Here is an 18,639-nt window from a genome sequence, read left to right on the forward strand (position 1 = left end):
ATGACTAAAGCACATATTTTAATTATTGATGATGAGCCCGATATACGCGAGCTACTAGAAATCACCATTAGCCGCATGGGGATTAACACTAGTAGCGCCGCCACCGTAGCGGAGGCGCTGACCCTGCTCAACAGCGACACCAAGTTTCACCTCTGCCTAACCGACATGAAACTGCCCGATGGCCAAGGCCTAGATATTATCGAGCACATACAACATCAGCTGCCCGAGCTGCCCGTCGCCATGATCACCGCTTTTGGCAGCGTAGAAACCGCCATTAGCGCACTCAAAGCCGGCGCTTTTGATTTTGTTAATAAGCCTATAGATTTGGAAAGACTCAGACAACTCATCGAAACCGCGCTAAAGCTAGAACTCACTGACAGCAACCCACAGTTTGGGCAAGTGCAGCTACTAGGCAATGCCCCTGCTATACAAAAACTTCGCGGCCAAATCAATAAACTGGCTCGCAGCCAGGCACCGGTATACATCAGCGGCGAGTCGGGCAGCGGTAAAGAAGTAGTGGCCCGCTTAATACATAGCAACGGCCCTCGCAGCAGCAACGCCTTTATTCCCGTTAACTGCGGCGCCATTCCTTCGGAGTTAATGGAAAGCGAATTTTTCGGCCATGTTAAGGGCAGCTTTAGCGGCGCTATCGATAATAAAATCGGTTTATTTGAAGCGGCCAATGGTGGCACCTTATTTCTTGATGAGGTCGCCGATCTCCCCTTACCCATGCAAGTGAAACTGTTGCGAGCCATCCAAGAAAAGGCCGTACGCAAAGTGGGCAGCAATGAGGAAGTGTCTATAGACGTGCGTATACTCAGCGCCACCCATAAAGATTTAAACCACGAAGTGGAACGCGAGCGCTTTCGCAATGACTTATTTTATCGCATCAATGTGATAGAGCTGAACGTACCGCCACTGCGCGAGCGCAGAGAAGACATTCCTCTACTCGCCGACTTTAGTCTCAGTAAACTGGCCCAAGAGTGGCAAACCGAAAAGCCCACACTCAGCGCTAGCGCCATCACCGCCCTCAACCAGCACAGCTTCCCCGGCAATGTGAGAGAATTAGAAAACACCTTAGAGCGAGCCGCCACCCTGTGCGAAGGCAATAGGATTGAAGCCCACGACTTACAACTCATCATCCCCGCTAGCGGTAGCACTAACAATAGTAATCCTACAGAAGCCGCCAGCGATATCCCATCCGCTGAGGCTGCCTTTGGCGACCTGGATGGCTACCTAGAACAAATAGAAACTGCCGCTCTTAAAAAAGCTCTAGAGCATTGCCGCTGGAATAAAACTGCCGCCGCCGAGCTGCTGGGTATATCCTTTAGACAAATGCGGCATAGGGTTAAGAAGTTGGGGCTGGATGATGATTAAAATTTGCACAGCTGTGACTTTTAGGTAAAATCGGCTGACATAACAATAATCAACGCAACCAAGGATGGTCGCTATGAAAAGCATTTCTTTAGGGTTCACGCTTTCTAACATATTATTTAGCTTAGCAGTTCTATCTATTTTATTAATGGTAACAGCGCCGTCACTAAGCCATATGCTAGATAAACAACGCTCCACTGTAGTAATTAATAAGCTAAGCAAGCTCATCTACCTTACTCGACAACAAGCTATTTCAGCCAATGCCTACACAACTATTTGCCCATCAATTGATTTAGTAACGTGCGTGGATGACTGGAACCAACAACTAATCCTATTTACCGACTACGATAAAAACGAAAAGGTTAATGGAGACGATACTATATTTAGAGTTTCAGACCTGATACCCGATGGCTTTGGAAACTTAAACTTACGAACTTCTGGTAACAAATATCTGCAATTTAACGCCAGAGGATACACAAATGGAAAGTGGGGAAATATAACCTACTGCCCATCCAACCGAGACCTAACCTTAGCACGCAGGATTGTAATCAATAGAACAGGTCGCATACGTCATGAAAAAGACATTAATGGTGACGGCATAATAGACACAAGCACGCCACTTTTGTGTAATTAAAAGCCAACACATGAAATTGAAAAACATGGAAGTAGACTCACACAAACTGTTAAAAAGCCTTTTATAAGTAGAGATTAAACCTCTACAATCTTTCGGCATTGAGTTTGTGTGGCTGTAGGTAATTGCAACCAAGCCACCTCAGCGTGCTCCAGTGTTGCAAGCAGATATTGATTTACTTACCTATATCGAACTGTTGGCTAAGTCGGTATAAATATGAGCAACTCAGACCTGCTTGCAGTATTCCATTCACTCACTGAGACATCTAAAACGCGTTCATACAGTTGCGGATAGGCAACCGATGGTCGCCCTAGCTACCAACATCTTGTCCCTCCGCCAGTAGACGTTTTTTGCCCCAAATTATTAATCGATAATGTCGCACACTCCGTATCGCCTACCTGCTTTCCTGCCGCAGTTGCTGTAACAGTAAAGCAAGTATAGGGAGGCCCGCCGCAAGAAGGGTTGGTAACAGACATGGTATAACAACCTTCCGGTGAACTTGACCCATTAGCATTGATTACTAGGCGGCTAAGACCGCTATTATCTACATATGATAGCGTTTCAGAATAAAGTCGCTCTTGCCTAGCCGCAGCTTCAGTTAACGCTATACGCCCGTCTGCTCTACAAGATTTTATAACGCTACTCTGATAAGACGAATTGGCTATTGTTGCTAAGATGGCAATAATAGCCAGCACAATCATTATTTCAATTAATGTAAAACCTTTATTTCGATACACTGCGCCCTTACTCCTTAACTGCTCACTTTATATTTAAATTCGATCATTATAACAACAACATATTCATAAAAAGGCTGCCTTGAAATAAGTCATCAAGGCAGTACACCATTTACTTTAACTCAATCTCTAGCCAAGATTGACGTCCTCCCGCCGAGCCGCCAAGATCAAGCCCTACGTTCCCCGTTTTACCGGTCGAATCTGAATAACGTACGCCGTCACCATCACCACTAGTGGGGCTTAGATGCCCAGCTAGACCCTGCCCTAACACCGTATACAACTCTGAAAGATTGGCCGTATTATGCTGCGTGCTTGAATTAGAGCCAAATACAGTGAACGGCGTAGCCGTTCCCGTTTGAAAATCAACACCGTACAAAACACTGGTCCCTTCTGGCTGGCAGCTAAGGCCGGAAGGGGTGTACTCAACAAATAAGATAATAGATCTAGCCTTCACCGCGTAGTTCACATTGCGGCCACTAGGATCGCTAGCCCCCGATGATGGGTTCAAATCTCGAAACCACCCTCCTTTATTTTTAGGCAGTGCATATTTTAATTCATCAAATGTTGTCAGAGCGGTACCCGAAGGTATTTCAACTGCTCCGCCACCAACTTTATCGATATAACCATCTTCAAATACCCGGATATCAGTAACATCTTCGACTGTAGACAATGTCACTTCAGTCCAAGTTTCTGCCCCAGCACTATCAACAGGCTCCATCACACCGTAAAAACGCTGCAATGGCACACTAAGGTTATCACCTTCATCAAATAGCCTGCCCGTGCCAAAATAAACCCACTTACGGCCGTTGCCATCAATAGTAGGAAGGGGTTGCCCTACAGTAGCCCTGCTAGTATCTAGTAACGTAGAGATAGCCGACGACGACGGTGCATCCAACTGATACCGCATCAGTTTGCCTACTGGTGCGCTTGGCGTGCCGCCGATGACACCAAAATAAGCGGTATCATCAATAAAATTGCCATCCCAGTTTGCCACTTCCACATTGCCCACAAAACTTGCAGCAATACCTAAATCCTTGGGCGCAAAGTCTGTTATAAAAGCCTTAGTAATGAGGTCATATACAAACACTTTAGCCGTTGCCGTTGACGTTACATCCGACAAAGTATCGGGGCCAGAACCAAATACCAAATGCCAATCATTTGTAGACGTTGACACATAATCGGTTCCACTTAGTGCTATGCGTTTTTTAACTACACCAACCTCACTCGTGGTAAAGCCCAGCGAACTATGTGAAACTTCTGCAATTAATGTTGGTGGCGCTTCGGGATTTGTCACATCCATAATAATATACGATGAGTAAGTCGTAGTATCGGTTGTGCCATCACCATCACTATCTACGGCAATTTCTCCCCCGCCCAGCCTCATACCAACCACTAATACAGTGCCCCAACCATAAGGGTGGACAGCATCGGCAGGGAAAATATTGGCATCAAAGGTTTTTGGTTCACCATCAACATAATACGAATGCGCGTATCCAGCATCTTTTAGCCACCGCAAATGCGGCAACCCACTGCGAGGAATATAGCTCCATAGCTCAGTACCCAGTGGATGAGCAGTAAGGCTACTAGTGCCATTCACAAACGCATCATCAAGCTCATACTTTTTCTGATTTTTGTCCCAAAACCCAGCATTAAAGCCATGCAACATGCCGTCATTAGCGCCCACATAAACCATATGACGACGATTTTTATACAGCTCCCTAAAGGCGGCATAGGTTTTATCGTTATACAGCGCATCATAGTTTTCACTCGGTGCCGCAACCAACGCTGGAGTTGAATGAATAATATCACCCAACCTCCACACCTCGGGGGTCCCATCACCATCTATATCAATCGTTCTTGAACGTGATCCAACTTGCTCTTCACCACGAATATAATTAACCAATTGATTCGCATTGGTACCACTAGACTCCATTAAATAATTAAGGAAAGTAGAATTTAATGCTGCCAAACTAGCTTGATTAAACGCTGCTTGGGCCGCTATCAAAGCGGCATCTGCCGCATCAATAATTACTTGGGTCGAACCAACGGCAGCAATAACATCAGCTTGAGCCGCATTAAGTACCGAGAGGGCACTACTCTCAGCTGCAGCTAATGCGGCCAAGTCAGTCGGGCTCAAGGTGATGAAATCAGTTAAATTCGCGCCATCAACGGATGTTAGTATATGGCGGCCACCGGCAGCACTATCATCATAAGCTCGCTGCGCAGTGACATTTGTCAACGCAGCCAACTTATCGCGAGCTTGCCATAGTACGTCCAAGTCCTCAATTTCTTTAATGCTGGGCGTCACGGTAGCAAAGTTTGGTACAGTGTCAGCAGCTCCACTGAGGTAGCTGCGAATACGAGTTCGATTTGGCGCTACCGATGTGTCATAAAAATACACAACAACAGCATCGGTATCATAACCATCCAATGTTTTATTGCCGTTACTGTCTTCCCGCAAATAGCCTTTCTCATCAATAAATAATCCTGAAAGGCCACCTACCCAATTAACTTCTCTATTGCCAGCATCAATAACTTTCGGCGTATAGTTCGCCTGGAATATAGCGCCGCCACCCTGGCTACTATTCGCCAATACCGCCGCACCAGTAGCCGATGACAGGCGATTAGAAATATTAAGAAAAATACTGCCTAATGCCGTATTTAATGCTGCAGAATCACCCGCTATATACGCATTTGTGGTGCCACCAGCACTAGCAATTTGATCAAAGAGTAATGGATCAACCCCATTAGGCAATGCAAAAGCCACCACATAGGTTTTAACACCTTCCGCACTGAGCAAATTTGCCGCTTCAGTGGCGGCAGCCGCTACCGCCGTAGCCGTATTAGTAACTTCAGTACCAGACGCGTCCACCGAAGGAAGGCCGTCAGTTACTAAAACAACAAAGTTACTATTGGCACTACACACATTGGCCGTAGGTAAGGCAGTGCTTGCGCCGGCAGCAGTTTCTGCAGGCGTCAAGCTACTATTAAAATAGGACGCAGCACTTTGCAGCGTCCCTTGAATAGGTGTTAAGCCAGCATTGCGAAGCGGGGTGTCTGTGGCTGTAGTAAATTGCGAGGTTGCCAGCTTATTCAATAATTTCGTTTTATGCGCCGCATCAACATCATTAATACCTACATGCAGCATACCCTTGCCGGGTGATACATTAGAAAACCAGGTTTTGCCAACATAATTCCAAGTAAAAAACCTGCCGAAATCCAATATCCCCTGTGCCAAATCACTATCAGAAGGTACAAAACTATAATTACCGATTGACGATGAAAAACCAGAATTAAAAGTATCACTAGCGTCTGTTTTATCACTAAAACACTCATGGGTATCCCAAGGGCCAGCTGGGTACACTTCGGCACCATTATCAAAATCAGCGGTAGCTGAACGACAGAAAGCGCTACCCTGATTAGAGCTAGAATAAAAAGGTAGCGCTATATTATAGTAAAGATAGGCGCCTGGATTACTTGAATTGGGGGTACGGTACTTCTTCGTTAAAGAATCTCTAGAGCCATTATAATTAGGATCGTAATTAGCGGGGTCAAAACTCACATCGTAGGGAGAGTTATGTATATGGTTGGCATTTACACTGCTCTGTTGATAAGACATTAACCCCAATCGAGAAACATCACCAAAACTATTAATAACGGTTTTAACCGCATTCCTAGCAATTTCGGATTTACTGCCCGCATTATCACTACCCACCGCCGAGCCATTTGGGGCCTCATCCATACTATTAGAATTATCAAGAATAATTAATACATTGGGTTTGTCCCCCGAGCCGCTCAAGTCAATAAGAGGAGGCACCGCCGCATAGTGCGGTGCTGTTCCAATCGTCGTTGCAGCCTGTGCAGTATTGAGTGAGGAAATGGCCAGCGCCAACATAAGCAAGTGGCACAAACGCGCAGTGGTTGTGTTGATGGCAACGACAACTGCCTTGGTTAAAATATTCATGAGTTCACCTTGTTACAAAACACGCCGTAAAAACTACCGTTAATAAATTACCACTCGAACTAAGCGACCTGCTTTTAGTTCGATTTGAATATTGGCCTTCGTAGATGCCTTATACCATTGAGCTGCTGGCCTGCGATCATCAACATCAACCCCTGCAGTAATTTGATATTGGCCTACCGAGGTATCAAGCCGTCCATTTTCATGGCGGGCAATAAGCCGCCCATTAAGAAAACTGTTATTTACCTGGCTACCACTCGCTATTGGAGCAGTTTCATTAACCAGAGTAACCGCATAAGCCGGTGCAGCAACCGCTAACATCCAGATGCAGATTAAATATATCGTTACTTGCTTTTTCATGCTGACCACCCTCAACCTAACTGTTTTTAATAACCTAACTGGCTCTATTGTTTAAATGTAGATTGCACCATTGCTCTTGACCCGCCCGTAGGCCCCTCTGCGTAGGCTGTGATTCGATACATTTTTGCCCAGCTCGAATCATATGTAGGGGCCGCAGTTGGGGTACCTGCATTTGGATCAGCCACTACATAACATACAAACTCAATAATATATTTGGGCTTGGTCGGCAGTGTTGGGAAGTTCGCTATAGATTCCCTAGCCCTGCCCGCCGTTGTCCACGTGACACTCTGCAGCCACAGCGGAGTCGCTAATTGTGTTTCTGTGCATACACCGCCGGAAGGATAACTGCCATTAAAACAAAAGCCATTAGCGCAGGTACTTGTAAAACAGCTTGCGCCACTACAGCCGGTTTGAATATCAGCGGCATTAAAAGCCAGCGTGTAGTTTGAGGCCGCATTTTCGCCTTCAGCCAAGGCGGCCTCGGCCGCTTGAAACACAAAATCATGCTCGCGATAATTACTGGCCATACGCTCATTCAAGGTAACGTTGTCCATAGAGGCCACGCCAACCAAAGAAAGTATAAATAAAATCATAAGGCTAAATAATAATACGCTGCCAGATTGCCTATGCTTCATTACCCGCTCCTACCTATTACGAATTTTAACCGTTGATACAAACTCCTGGCGGAGAAAACGGTCAGTGGGGGTATACGTGACACCCATAAAACTAAAGTCTTGCGGCTCGGATGCGACGGTTTGAAGTGAGCGCGCCAGCAAGTGAATTTTAACGGCAGTTACATTCGTCCACACCCCAACATTACTCGCATCAACATACCTATTCGGGCTGCCATCGGCGGTCAGGTCTTCGCCGTATAATACTTGTAAGTTTTCAATACCCTGAATCAATTCACTGGAGGTTGTTGCAGCATTATTTGCCAACGACCGCACAAATAATGCCGGCAGGCCATTGCTGGCAACATCAACATAATAAGCCGAGGACATTGCCCGCATCACAGAGGCGGGGCCGTTATTGCCATAGGTATAGGATGTCCCAAGAGGCGTACCTAAAGCGTTAGTACTGTTACCTGGGGTGCCAGTACCCGTGTTATGCACCACCTTACCGGGGTTACTACCCGCATGTTGAAAGATGGCTGAATGCCCGCAGTCAGACACAACTAATATATCCCCATCGTTGAAAGGGTGGCTACCGATTGTCATGACAGCTGAAGCAGGATTATGGGCCGTAACACTAAAAGACTGGCTACTATCTAAGCGCGATAACGTTAGTACATCACTTCTAGGCACGGTACCCGACGCTACCACTGGCGGTGTCGGTTGCGGAAACTCACTGGTAGTAAACGCCGCATTGCCGGTGTCATCGCCATTAAAGCCGCCTAGGCCATTACCAAAAGCCCCCTGCCACCCCGTGCCCCCTATTGGGTTAAGAGTATCCACCACCGGAATATCTTTATTACAGCCCCAGTACCCCGCCATACGTAAATCGCGGCTCATAAACTCAACAGCAAAACGGCTATTTTCTTGAATCCAACCTAGCTCTTCATTAAAGGAGTAAGCCTGCTTACTCCCTATAAAAACCTGGATAATACCGCCCAATAGCACCGAACTTAATGCCATAGCCACCAGTAATTCAACGAGGCTAAAACCCTTAGCCGTTGCAGCGCTTACACTCATCATAAAACCGTCCTGAAACTGTGTTGTTTGGGCGGAATAGGGTTGTCTTGCGAAAACTTAGTGGCGCCCTCGCTGTGGCTGGCATCGTACTGTAAGGTAACTACAACGACATCAGGCGTGCCTAGAGCAATCACCACCTGCCCTTTACCATCGGGCAAGACTCTTGCCACATCATTTTTCCAGGTTGCTAAATCGTATAAAGCCAAGTCAGACAGGGTGCAATTCGCCGTTGAAGTAGCGCAGTTAGTATACGAAGGCGCGGCACTGCCAAGATCGCTAATATAAAGGCTAGCCTTACTACGGTTCGACCTCATTCTATCCATAATATCTTGGGCTAAAATGGTGGCCCGGGTTTGATAAAGCGCCCCTTGATTGAAGCGCATCACTGACGATTGTAGGCCCAGCAACCCCAGCAGCCCCACGGACAACACCAACACCGATACCATGACTTCAATTAAGCCAACGCCTAAATTAGCCTTTCTCATAATGCCCACCTTATTACTAACACGATAAATCGCCTCCTGATTCATCTTCATAAATATTATTATTATCGCCGTCTATACCATACCTAAGGCTACCAATCAGCGTTAACACCAGCGCTCGCGCATACTCAGCCCTGCCACTTCGGCTACATATCTTGAATGTACCTTCAGCACTAGTAATCAAACCTCGGCTATTATATTGAACGCTAGACGCCACACCATTACTCCATGCAAGGGATCCTTTAGTGCTCCACAACAAAGTGTTATCAGAGCTAAGCGCCGTATGAACACGAATAATGTCATCAGTGCCGACATCTAAGGCATTATTGCCACTGACATCTTCAAAAACCAACCAACCCTCTGCCCATGTACCCGTACATGTAGCCTGATCGGAACTCGGGCACACCACCACAAATCGACTACGTTTTATTGCCTCAGCCCTAGCCAAACGCAAAGACGACGAAAACTCGCTCAATGACGTCGAAACGCTATTTTTCTCAAGCGTATTCTGCATAGACGGTACCGCTATCGCCACCAAAATAGCCACAATAGAGATTGTTATCATCAGCTCAATCAGCGTAAACCCTGATGCTTTTCGATTAATTTTGTTCATAGACACTCTCAACTTCAACATGCTAGATAATAATTAAATACTTTTATAACACAATGTCGTCCGGACAAACGGGGATAATTAGAGATGAAGGACACTTACCCAAACACCTCACATCATGCTCGATACATACGGGATAACGGCTAAGCACTACATTAATTAACAACAAATATAATCGCCATTAAACGGCTTTTGGCAATATCAATTGCCAGCACCTAACGATTACAGGGCTAAGCATGGCGCATATCATTAACAATGAATTGAATCAAAGAGCTGAATATGAAAATATCCGCATACCGAAGAATGGCTCAACTATAAGGAATATAGGGTAAAGCCATTTGCAATAGCGAGGCTTGGGCTAAATTGCTTGCTCATAGGGCAGATAACGGGTTGTCGCATGGAGCCAGTCCATCGTACAACATTCAGGAAAGCTGGGAATTAAGTATTTAATCAGGAGCGTAATAGATGAATAATTTTGGCTTAATAACTCTCATCATCCGCGGCAAATGGAGGGGGAATGCCTCACATGATCTGAACATTATCACTTGTTCAAATCATGCAAGGAACAACAATAAAAGTATATTACTTACGCTTTTTATGAACAATGGCCATAACGGTAATAGCCGCTGCCAACAAAGCAAATGTACCTGGCTCAGAAACAGAGACTGGCGGAGCTGTGGTGACAGCCAACACAGCATTACTCGCTAGCAAAGCAGACAATGCTATTGAAATTTTACCTAATATTAATTTTTTCATTTTATTTCCATAGTGTGATTGATCCTCATTAAAAACTTGCAAAATATAAGCCAAGAACGATAACCAACTGAAATATATAATATATTTAATAAAAAAGATTAAAAAAAAACATTAAGTGCAAATTTATTCGACAGGGTAGAGCCTTAACTCTTTAGGCAGCGAAAAGGTAATATTCTCCTCTACACCCTCCATTTCTATGGGGCTCTCAGCTCCCATTTCACAAAGATGCTCTATAACCTGCTTAATCAGCACATCAGGGGCTGAGGCGCCGGCAGTAATGCCTATGGTTTTTTTATTATGTAGCCAACTGGACTCTATATCGTCGGCGGTGTCGATAAGATAGGACTCAGTACCCATGCGCTGGGCCAGCTCTCGCAGGCGGTTGGAGTTGGAGCTATTAGGCGAGCCCACTACCAGCATAAGGTCACATTCAGCAGCCAGCTGCTTCACCGCATCTTGGCGGTTTTGGGTGGCGTAGCATATATCGTTTTTACGGGGGCCGGCGATTTTGGGAAATTTCGCTCGCAGGGCGTCGATAACCTGGGCGGTGTCGTCCATAGAGAGGGTGGTTTGAGTCACATAGGAGAGTGCGTCCGCATTATGCACAGCTAATTGCTGCACCTGCTCTACATCTTCCACTAGGTATATATCGCCGCCTTTGGCGTGATCATACTGGCCCATGGTGCCTTCTACCTCGGGGTGGCCTTTGTGGCCGATCAATATGCACTCGTGGCCATCGCGAGAAAATTTAGCCACTTCCATATGCACCTTGGTCACTAAGGGGCAAGTGGCATCAAATACTCGCAGGCCACGCTGCCGGGCTTCTTCCTGCACTTTTAGTGACACGCCGTGGGCACTGAATATCACTATGCTGTCATCGGGGACCTCGTGTAGCTCATCGACAAAAATCGCCCCGCGATTACGTAAATCATCCACCACAAATTTGTTGTGCACCACTTCATGACGCACATAAATAGGCGCACCGAAAATCGACAATGCGCGGTTGACGATTTCTATGGCTCTATCAACACCGGCACAAAAACCGCGCGGGTTGGCTAATTTAATCTGTATCGCGCTGGAGGTACTCATAGCTATTCTCAGGCGGCTGCTACCGCAATAATTTCTACGTCAAAGATAATGTACTCGCCCGCCAAAGGGTGGTTAAAGTCGACAATAACCACCTCATCATCTACAGATTTAATCACGCCGGGTAATTCCGACTGGCTGGCATCGGCAAAGGAAATGATCAAGCCTTCTTGCAAATCCATATCTTCAGCAAAGGTATCGCGCTTGAAGCTCTGTATATTGTTGGGGTTGGGCTGGCCAAAAGCATCTTCAGGTAGCACTGTGAAGGTCGCTTTTTCTGCCGAGCTTAGGCCGAATAGTTTTTTTTCAAAACCGGGCAGCAGGCTGCCATCACCGATCACAAAAGTGGCCGGTGATTTTTCAAAGTTGCTGTCGATAATGTCACCATTTTCGAACTTGAGTTCAAAGTGCAGGGTGACGCTGGTTTCTGGGCCTATCAATGTAGTCATATCGCTCTTCTATTCTTTCTTTCATGCCATTCAAACATAGGTTTGAAAATTATTAGTTACCCAAGCCAGCCTTTTGTTTCGCTCTCCTGAGCGAGTTCATTTTCTTTGCTTGTGCAAAGAAAACCGAACCAAAAGAAAGCACACTCCTAGTACGTCGGCCACCTTGTGGCTGCCCTGCGCTACTCAATATTTAACGGCCGCTGCGCAACTCACATTTTTTGATATTTAATCAAAAAATGCTCAAACAGTGCTCGCTACTGCGTACCGTTAAATATCTCCGTTGCTCGGCGACTCCCAAGGAGAAATTGGGTGCTTCGTAGTCAGTAAAACTTAACCCTTACTGCCTTTATGGTGCTCAGGATTAACAATCATATCTAAAATCATTAATATCGCACCTATAGTGATGGCAGAATCGGCGATATTAAATGCGGGAAAGTAACTGCTTTGCCAGTGCACTGAAATAAAATCAATCACGTGGCCTAACATCACTCTGTCCCATAAATTACCTATGGCGCCGCCTAAAATAAACGTCAACGCCACGGCCAGCATTTTTTCTTGTGGCTTTAATTTATAAATCCACACCACCAAAGCAACACTCACCACCGCTGAGATGGCGGTAAAAAACCAGCGCTGCCAGCCGCCGGCATCACTTAAAAAACTAAAGGCTGCACCCTGATTATATTGCAGCATTAAATTAAACACCGGCAATATTGCTATGGGATTACCATATTGCAGTTGGCTGTCGGCCAGTGTTTTAGTCCACTGGTCCACTGATACCAGTACCAGCGCCAGCAACATATAACAGGTAAAACGTAGGGTATGACTCATGGTAGTCTTAAGCGTATAAACGCTTTTCGCCCTCGCCGTCTACGTTAGACTCACAGCGGCCACACAACAAAGGGTGGGGTTCTGAGCTACCCACATCGTCACTGTGATGCCAGCAGCGATCACACTTCTCGTAAGCACTGGCGCTTACCGCCACATCCAAACCTTCTAGCTCAGTGCTAGTGGCATTGTTAGATGCCTCCAGAGGTTTGATGGTGGTAGTCGACGTCATCAACACAAAGCGCAGCTCATCACCCAAGGCACTAAGTTTTTCGGCCAGGCTGCCGTCGCAGTAAAGGGTAATATCAGCGGCTAGTGATGCACCGACTATGCCTTCTTTGCGGGCGGCTTCCAGCTGTTTATTAACGGCATTTTTTACCGCCATAATATCGCGCCAGTATGTGCGGCCCATCTCGGCGCTGTCGGCCATCTTAGGTAACGCGGCCCACTCGCTAATAAACACAAACTCTTCGCGCTCGCCGGGTATATGCGCCCATAATTCATCAGCGGTAAAGCTTAAGATAGGCGCTATCCAACGGGTGAAGGCTTCAATAATATAATGCATGGCGGTTTGCGCCGAGCGTCGCGCCAAGCTGTCGGATTGGGTGGTGTACTGGCGATCTTTAATCACGTCCAGATAAAAGCCACCCAACTCATTAACACAGAAGTTATGTAATTTTTGATACACCACATGAAATTGATAGCTGTCGTAGGCTTCCACAATTTCGTCTTGCAGACATGCGGCAGCATCTATCACCCAGCGGTCCAATACCAACAACTGGTCGACATCAACTTTGTGCTGGGTAGGCTCAAAGCTGTCTAGGTTAGAAAGCAAAAAGCGTGCGGTGTTACGCATACGTCTATACGAGTCGGCGGTGCGATTAAAAATCTCATCACTGACCGTCATCTCATTGCGGTAATCTGCCGCCGCCACCCACAAGCGTAATATATCGGCACCTAGGCTATTCATTACCGTTTGTGGCGCTACCACATTGCCCACCGATTTAGACATTTTGCGGCCTTCGGCATCCACGGTAAAACCGTGAGTTAATACCGCCTTATAAGGCGCAACACCGTTCATGGCCACTGAGGTTAATAAAGACGATTGAAACCAGCCTCTATGCTGATCCGAACCTTCCAAATATAAATCGGCAGGATTATTTAAGTATTCTCGTCTATCGCACACGCTGGAGTGGGTTACGCCTGAATCAAACCACACATCTAAAGTATCGGTAACTTTTTCGTAGTTGGCGGCGTCAGCACCGAGTAATTCTTCCGGCTCTAAATCAAACCACGCATCTATACCCTTCTCTTCCACTCGCAGCGCCACTTCTTCTACTAGGCGTTGCGAATCGGGATGTAACTCGGCGGTTTCTTTGTGTATAAACAAGGTGATAGGCACGCCCCAAGTACGCTGACGTGACACACACCAATCCGGACGGCCATTCAGCATAGATTGTATGCGCGCCTTACCCCAGCCGGGTATCCACTCGACATTTTCAACTTCAGATAACGCCTGCTTCAACAAACCGTTTTGCTGCATGTTAATAAACCACTGCGGTGTGGCGCGAAAAATTATGGGGGATTTATGACGCCAGCAATGTGGGTAGCTGTGTTCAATAGCTACGTAGTGCAGCAATACATTATTGTCGCGCAACAGCTCTATCACCTTGTCGTTAGCTTTAAACACATGCTGGCCAGCAAACAATTCCGTTTCCGGTAAGTACACACCGTTAGAACCTACCGGGTTGTATACGGCTATGCCGTAGTGTTGGCAGACATTAAAATCGTCTACACCGTGGCCGGGGGCAGTATGTACCGCACCGGTACCGGCATCAGTAGTCACGTGTTCGCCTAGCAATAAAGGTAATTGCTTATCGTAAAAAGGATGTTGTACTAACTGCTTTTCTAAGGCCTGACCTTTACAGCTGCCCAGCACTTCAAAGCTGTCTACGCCATAACGCTGCATCACTGCTTCATGTAAGGCGTCAGCCATTAATACCGCACGCGGTGTGCCGTCCAACTCAAAGGCTACTAACACATAATCTAATTCGGCATGCAGGCTAACCGCTAACGAGGCAGGCAAGGTCCAAGGCGTGGTGGTCCAAATAGCCACCGCCACACTACCGTTGACATCACCCTGTACACCACAGGCGTTTAACAGCGCAGCTTTATCCACCACTTCATAGGCGACATCGATAGCCGGTGACTGCTTATCTTTATACTCCACTTCCGCTTCGGCCAGCGCCGAGCCACAGTCCATGCACCAGTGCACGGGCTTAAAGCCTTTTTGCAAATGGCCGTTGTTGGCGATTTTTCCCAAGGCGCGAATAATATCGGCCTCGTTAGTAAAGTTCATGGTGAGGTAGGGGTTATCCCATTCGCCAAAAACACCTAGGCGTATAAAGTCTTTCTTTTGCCCTTCGACTTGTTTTTGCGCGTACTCACGGCATTTTTTGCGAAATACTGAAGCATCAACCTTAACCCCAGCCTTGCCGACTTTTTTCTCTACGTTTAGCTCTATAGGCAGGCCGTGACAATCCCAACCTGGCACATAGGGGGCATCAAAACCGCTAAGGGTTTTAGACTTAACAATAATATCTTTAAGGATTTTATTAACCGCGTGGCCTATGTGTATATTGCCGTTCGCGTACGGAGGGCCGTCATGCAAAATAAATTGCGGCTTACCCGCCCGCGCCTCGCGAATTTTTTGGTAGAGATTTTTCTCTTGCCAAGCTTTTAACATTTGCGGCTCACGCTGAGCCAAGTTAGCCTTCATGGCAAACTTTGTTTTGGGTAGGTTTAAGGTTTGTTTGTAATCGCTCATGGCGTTGGGGTCACTCGACTTCTGTCTATTAGTGCTAAAAATGTACAGCGTTTATGCCTTATCAAAAAAGGCCTGCGCAGCGTGTATATCGCTATGTATTTGCGTTTTTAACGCCTCCAATGAGGCAAACTTTTGCTCATCACGGATTTTATGACGAAATATAACTTCTATGTTTTGGCCGTATAAAAGTTCATCAAATGCTAATAGATGCACTTCTAATATAGCCTTAATTAAATCGCCTACCGTGGGCCTAGTGCCTACATTGGCCACCGCATTGCATAAACGGCCATCGCGCAAGCGCACCTGCGCAGCATAAACACCACTCATGGCGGTTTGTATACGGCGCAGCTGCACATTGGCCGTGGGCGAGCCCAAGGTGCGGCCCAATTGCTGGCCCAAAATTACCCGGCCAGTAATGCTATAAGGCCGGCTCAGTAACTGTTCTGCTAGAGCAAAGTCGGAGGCTTGCAGTGCCTCCCGTATACGGGAGCTGCTAATACGCTGCGCATCGGCCACCAAGGTTTGCGTATCACTCACCTTAAAACCTACGCGCTCGCCATACTCCTTTAAAAAAGCAAAATCGCCTTCACGGTTATGGCCAAAATGTAAATCATCGCCTACCACTATGTACTTAACCGCCAAGCCATCGACAAAGACTTGCTGTACAAACTCGCCAGCATCCATATCGCGACAATGGGCATCAAAGCGCACCCGTAATATTCTATCTATGCCTAACTGCTTTAGAGCTAAAAACTTCTCCCTAAAACTCATTAAGCGCGGCGGCGCCTGTCTGGGGGCAAAAAACTCGCGGGGCAAAGGCTCAAATACCACCACCGTAGTGGGCAAACCCATATCCCGGCCCTTGGCAATCAGCGCATTTAACACCGCCTGATGGCCGCGATGTACGCCATCAAAAGCCCCTATCGTGGCGACGCAAGCTCGGTGTCGAGGGCGCAAATTATGTATGCCGCGAATTAGCTCCATTACTGTAGGGGGTAGACCTTAGCTGGATAAAATAAACGGCAGATTATATAGCAGGGAACGCCCTACGCATAGGGCGCAGGGCATAGCGCTTAGGGTTAGCGCAGCTGCAAGCCGCAAGTGGTAAGCTACAAGTAATCAGCTAGCGCTAGTGCTGCACCTTAAAATGCTGGGGGCGTGCGCCCATCAATAGCAAGGCGACAAAGTAAGCGGCGGCACCGGCGGCACACAGCGGCAATATGTTTAGCGTGCGCTGCCACCAATCCCAAGCCAGCCACTGGCTGGTTGCGGGTAATAAATAATACAGCGCCGCCGCCATTACCAGCGCCGCTATGCTGATACGTAACACCGTAGCCACCATGCCCGCTAAAGGCTGGTACACACCCGCTTTACGCAGGCCGCGATACAACAGAGCCGCGTTTAAAAAAGCCGCTAACGAGGTGGCCAAGGCTAGGCCCACATGACCCAACTGCCAGTACATATGCAGTGGCACCACAAAGGCGATATTCAGCAGCATATTGGCCACCATGGCCTTAATACCTATGGCCACTGGGGTTTTGGTATCCTGCCGCGAGTAATAACCCGGCGCCAACACCTTAATCATCATAAAAGCCAACAAACCCAAGCTATAAGCGCGCAGGCTTAGGGTAGCCATGGCCACATCGGCGGGGGTCATTTCACCGCGCTGGAACAAGGTGATGAGTATGGGCTCAGCCAAAATCAATAAGGCTACCGCCGATGGCACGGCGATCAGCAACACCATGCGTATAGCCCAATCCATGGTGTGGGCAAAGGCCGCGGGCGAGCTATCGGCCTGATGCCTAGACAACGCGGGGAGTATCACCGTGCTAATGGCAATGGCGAACACTCCCAGCGGTAACTCCACCAAGCGGTCGGAGTAATACAACCACGACACACTGCCGCTGGGTAAAAACGAGGCCAGCACGGTATCTAGCAATAGGTTAATTTGGCTTACCGACACCCCAAAGATGGCCGGCCCCATCAGCAGCAAAATGCGCCGCACCCCTTCATGCTGCAAATCCCAGGTGGGCCGTGGGGTGAGCTTAAGGGCATGAATAAAAGGGATTTGAAATACAAACTGTATCAACCCAGCCAGTAACACCCCCCAAGCCAGGGCAAAGGCAGGCTCGGCAAATAAGGGCGCCGCCAATAAGGCAGAGCCTATTAATGACAAATTCAGCAACACCGGGGTAAACGCAGGCACCGCAAAACGGCCATAGCTGTTTAACACCGCACCAGCAAAGCCGGTGAGGGAAATGAGTAATAAATAAGGGAAGGTAATACGTATCATCTCGGTGGCTAGCAGGTACTTTGCTTCGGCATGGAAATACCAACCGGGGGCAAACAGCGCCCCCAACACCGGTGCTGCCAGCACCGCCAGCAGGGTAAACAGCAATAAGATACCCCCCAAGGCACCCGCCACCCTATCCAGCAGCGCCCTCACCTCGGCATGGCTGCGCTGGCTGCGATACTCCGATAACACCGGCACAAAAGCCTGAGCAAAAGCGCCTTCGGCAAATAGGCGACGCATAAAGTTGGGGATTTTAAAGGCGACGAAAAAGGCATCGGCGGCAGCGCTGGCACCGATAAAATTGGCGATTACCACGTCGCGGGCCAAACCCAGCACCCGCGATAACATGGTCATAGTTCCCACCACGGCGCTGGACCTTAGTAAGCCAGAGGCTTTTGCTACGGTAGGTTCGCTGGCGGTACTGCCGTTAGCTTGGGACAAGTAAAACTCCGGGGGATACAGGATGCTGCATTATGCTTATTAGCCCGCATTGTAGAAAGTTTTGACTGTGGAGTACAAATAAAGCGAAACAATACTGCCACTGCGTGGACGACTAAGCC

16 protein-coding genes are annotated in these 18,639 nt (G+C 47.5%); 2 read left to right on the plus strand and 14 right to left on the minus strand.

What is annotated here, in order from left to right; translation table 11 throughout:
• Nucleotides 1-1,377: a sigma-54-dependent transcriptional regulator gene (locus B067_RS0116330; RefSeq protein ID WP_019531158.1), complete on the plus strand. Its 1,377-nt coding sequence runs from the start codon at nucleotides 1-3 to the stop codon at nucleotides 1,375-1,377.
• Between the two features lie 73 nt (nucleotides 1,378-1,450).
• Complete coding sequence (locus B067_RS0116335; protein ID WP_169335589.1) at nucleotides 1,451-2,008, plus strand: GspH/FimT family pseudopilin; 558 nt, start codon at nucleotides 1,451-1,453, stop codon at nucleotides 2,006-2,008.
• A 311-nt stretch (nucleotides 2,009-2,319) separates the two neighbouring features.
• On the opposite strand, the gene B067_RS21700 is transcribed toward B067_RS0116335, so the two are convergent.
• From B067_RS21700 to murJ, 14 genes are all read right to left on the minus strand, one after another.
• On the minus strand, nucleotides 2,320-2,742 hold the full coding sequence (locus tag B067_RS21700; protein ID WP_019531160.1) for a type IV pilin protein: 423 nt from the start codon (nucleotides 2,740-2,742) through the stop codon (nucleotides 2,320-2,322).
• A gap of 109 nt (nucleotides 2,743-2,851) precedes the next feature.
• Entirely contained in the window at nucleotides 2,852-6,703 is a 3,852-nt protein-coding gene (locus B067_RS0116345; protein ID WP_019531161.1) for a pilus assembly protein, read from the minus strand.
• A gap of 39 nt (nucleotides 6,704-6,742) precedes the next feature.
• Nucleotides 6,743-7,060 carry a hypothetical protein gene (locus B067_RS0116350; protein ID WP_019531162.1) on the minus strand — a complete coding sequence of 106 codons (318 nt, stop codon included), beginning with the start codon at nucleotides 7,058-7,060 and terminating at the stop codon, nucleotides 6,743-6,745.
• A 44-nt stretch (nucleotides 7,061-7,104) separates the two neighbouring features.
• Nucleotides 7,105-7,695 (minus strand): pilus assembly PilX family protein, encoded by a 591-nt coding sequence (locus B067_RS0116355; RefSeq protein ID WP_019531163.1) that lies wholly within the window; start codon nucleotides 7,693-7,695, stop codon nucleotides 7,105-7,107.
• 9 nt (nucleotides 7,696-7,704) lie between these two features.
• On the minus strand, nucleotides 7,705-8,754 hold the full coding sequence (locus B067_RS0116360) for a PilW family protein (protein WP_019531164.1): 1,050 nt from the start codon (nucleotides 8,752-8,754) through the stop codon (nucleotides 7,705-7,707).
• The gene (pilV, locus tag B067_RS0116365) at nucleotides 8,751-9,236 is read right to left on the minus strand and encodes a type IV pilus modification protein PilV (protein ID WP_019531165.1); all 486 of its coding nucleotides are present in this window, start codon (nucleotides 9,234-9,236) and stop codon (nucleotides 8,751-8,753) included. Before pilV ends, B067_RS0116360 begins: the two co-directional genes overlap by 4 nt.
• Nucleotides 9,237-9,252: 16 nt before the next feature.
• Nucleotides 9,253-9,846, minus strand: coding sequence for a GspH/FimT family pseudopilin (locus B067_RS22185; protein WP_019531166.1), 594 nt, complete (start codon nucleotides 9,844-9,846; stop codon nucleotides 9,253-9,255).
• A gap of 579 nt (nucleotides 9,847-10,425) precedes the next feature.
• On the minus strand, nucleotides 10,426-10,599 hold the full coding sequence (locus B067_RS21885) for a PEP-CTERM sorting domain-containing protein (protein WP_156820870.1): 174 nt from the start codon (nucleotides 10,597-10,599) through the stop codon (nucleotides 10,426-10,428).
• Nucleotides 10,600-10,722: 123 nt separating this feature from the next.
• Nucleotides 10,723-11,688, minus strand: coding sequence for a 4-hydroxy-3-methylbut-2-enyl diphosphate reductase (gene ispH / locus B067_RS0116380; protein ID WP_019531168.1), 966 nt, complete (start codon nucleotides 11,686-11,688; stop codon nucleotides 10,723-10,725).
• Nucleotides 11,689-11,696: 8 nt separating this feature from the next.
• On the minus strand, nucleotides 11,697-12,134 hold the full coding sequence (gene fkpB / locus B067_RS0116385) for an FKBP-type peptidyl-prolyl cis-trans isomerase (protein ID WP_019531169.1): 438 nt from the start codon (nucleotides 12,132-12,134) through the stop codon (nucleotides 11,697-11,699).
• Nucleotides 12,135-12,464: 330 nt separating this feature from the next.
• Entirely contained in the window at nucleotides 12,465-12,962 is a 498-nt protein-coding gene (gene lspA / locus B067_RS0116390) for a signal peptidase II (RefSeq protein ID WP_019531170.1), read from the minus strand.
• Nucleotides 12,963-12,969: 7 nt separating this feature from the next.
• Nucleotides 12,970-15,786: an isoleucine--tRNA ligase gene (gene ileS / locus B067_RS0116395; RefSeq protein WP_019531171.1), complete on the minus strand. Its 2,817-nt coding sequence runs from the start codon at nucleotides 15,784-15,786 to the stop codon at nucleotides 12,970-12,972.
• A 51-nt stretch (nucleotides 15,787-15,837) separates the two neighbouring features.
• Nucleotides 15,838-16,770 carry a bifunctional riboflavin kinase/FAD synthetase gene (ribF, locus tag B067_RS0116400; protein ID WP_019531172.1) on the minus strand — a complete coding sequence of 311 codons (933 nt, stop codon included), beginning with the start codon at nucleotides 16,768-16,770 and terminating at the stop codon, nucleotides 15,838-15,840.
• Between the two features lie 145 nt (nucleotides 16,771-16,915).
• Nucleotides 16,916-18,520 (minus strand): murein biosynthesis integral membrane protein MurJ, encoded by a 1,605-nt coding sequence (gene murJ / locus B067_RS0116405; RefSeq protein ID WP_019531173.1) that lies wholly within the window; start codon nucleotides 18,518-18,520, stop codon nucleotides 16,916-16,918.
• Nucleotides 18,521-18,639: the final 119 nt, after the last annotated feature.

Origin of the sequence: Dasania marina DSM 21967, from assembly GCF_000373485.1 — a bacterium.
In the GTDB taxonomy this organism is placed as follows: Bacteria; Pseudomonadota; Gammaproteobacteria; order Pseudomonadales; family Dasaniaceae; genus Dasania; species Dasania marina.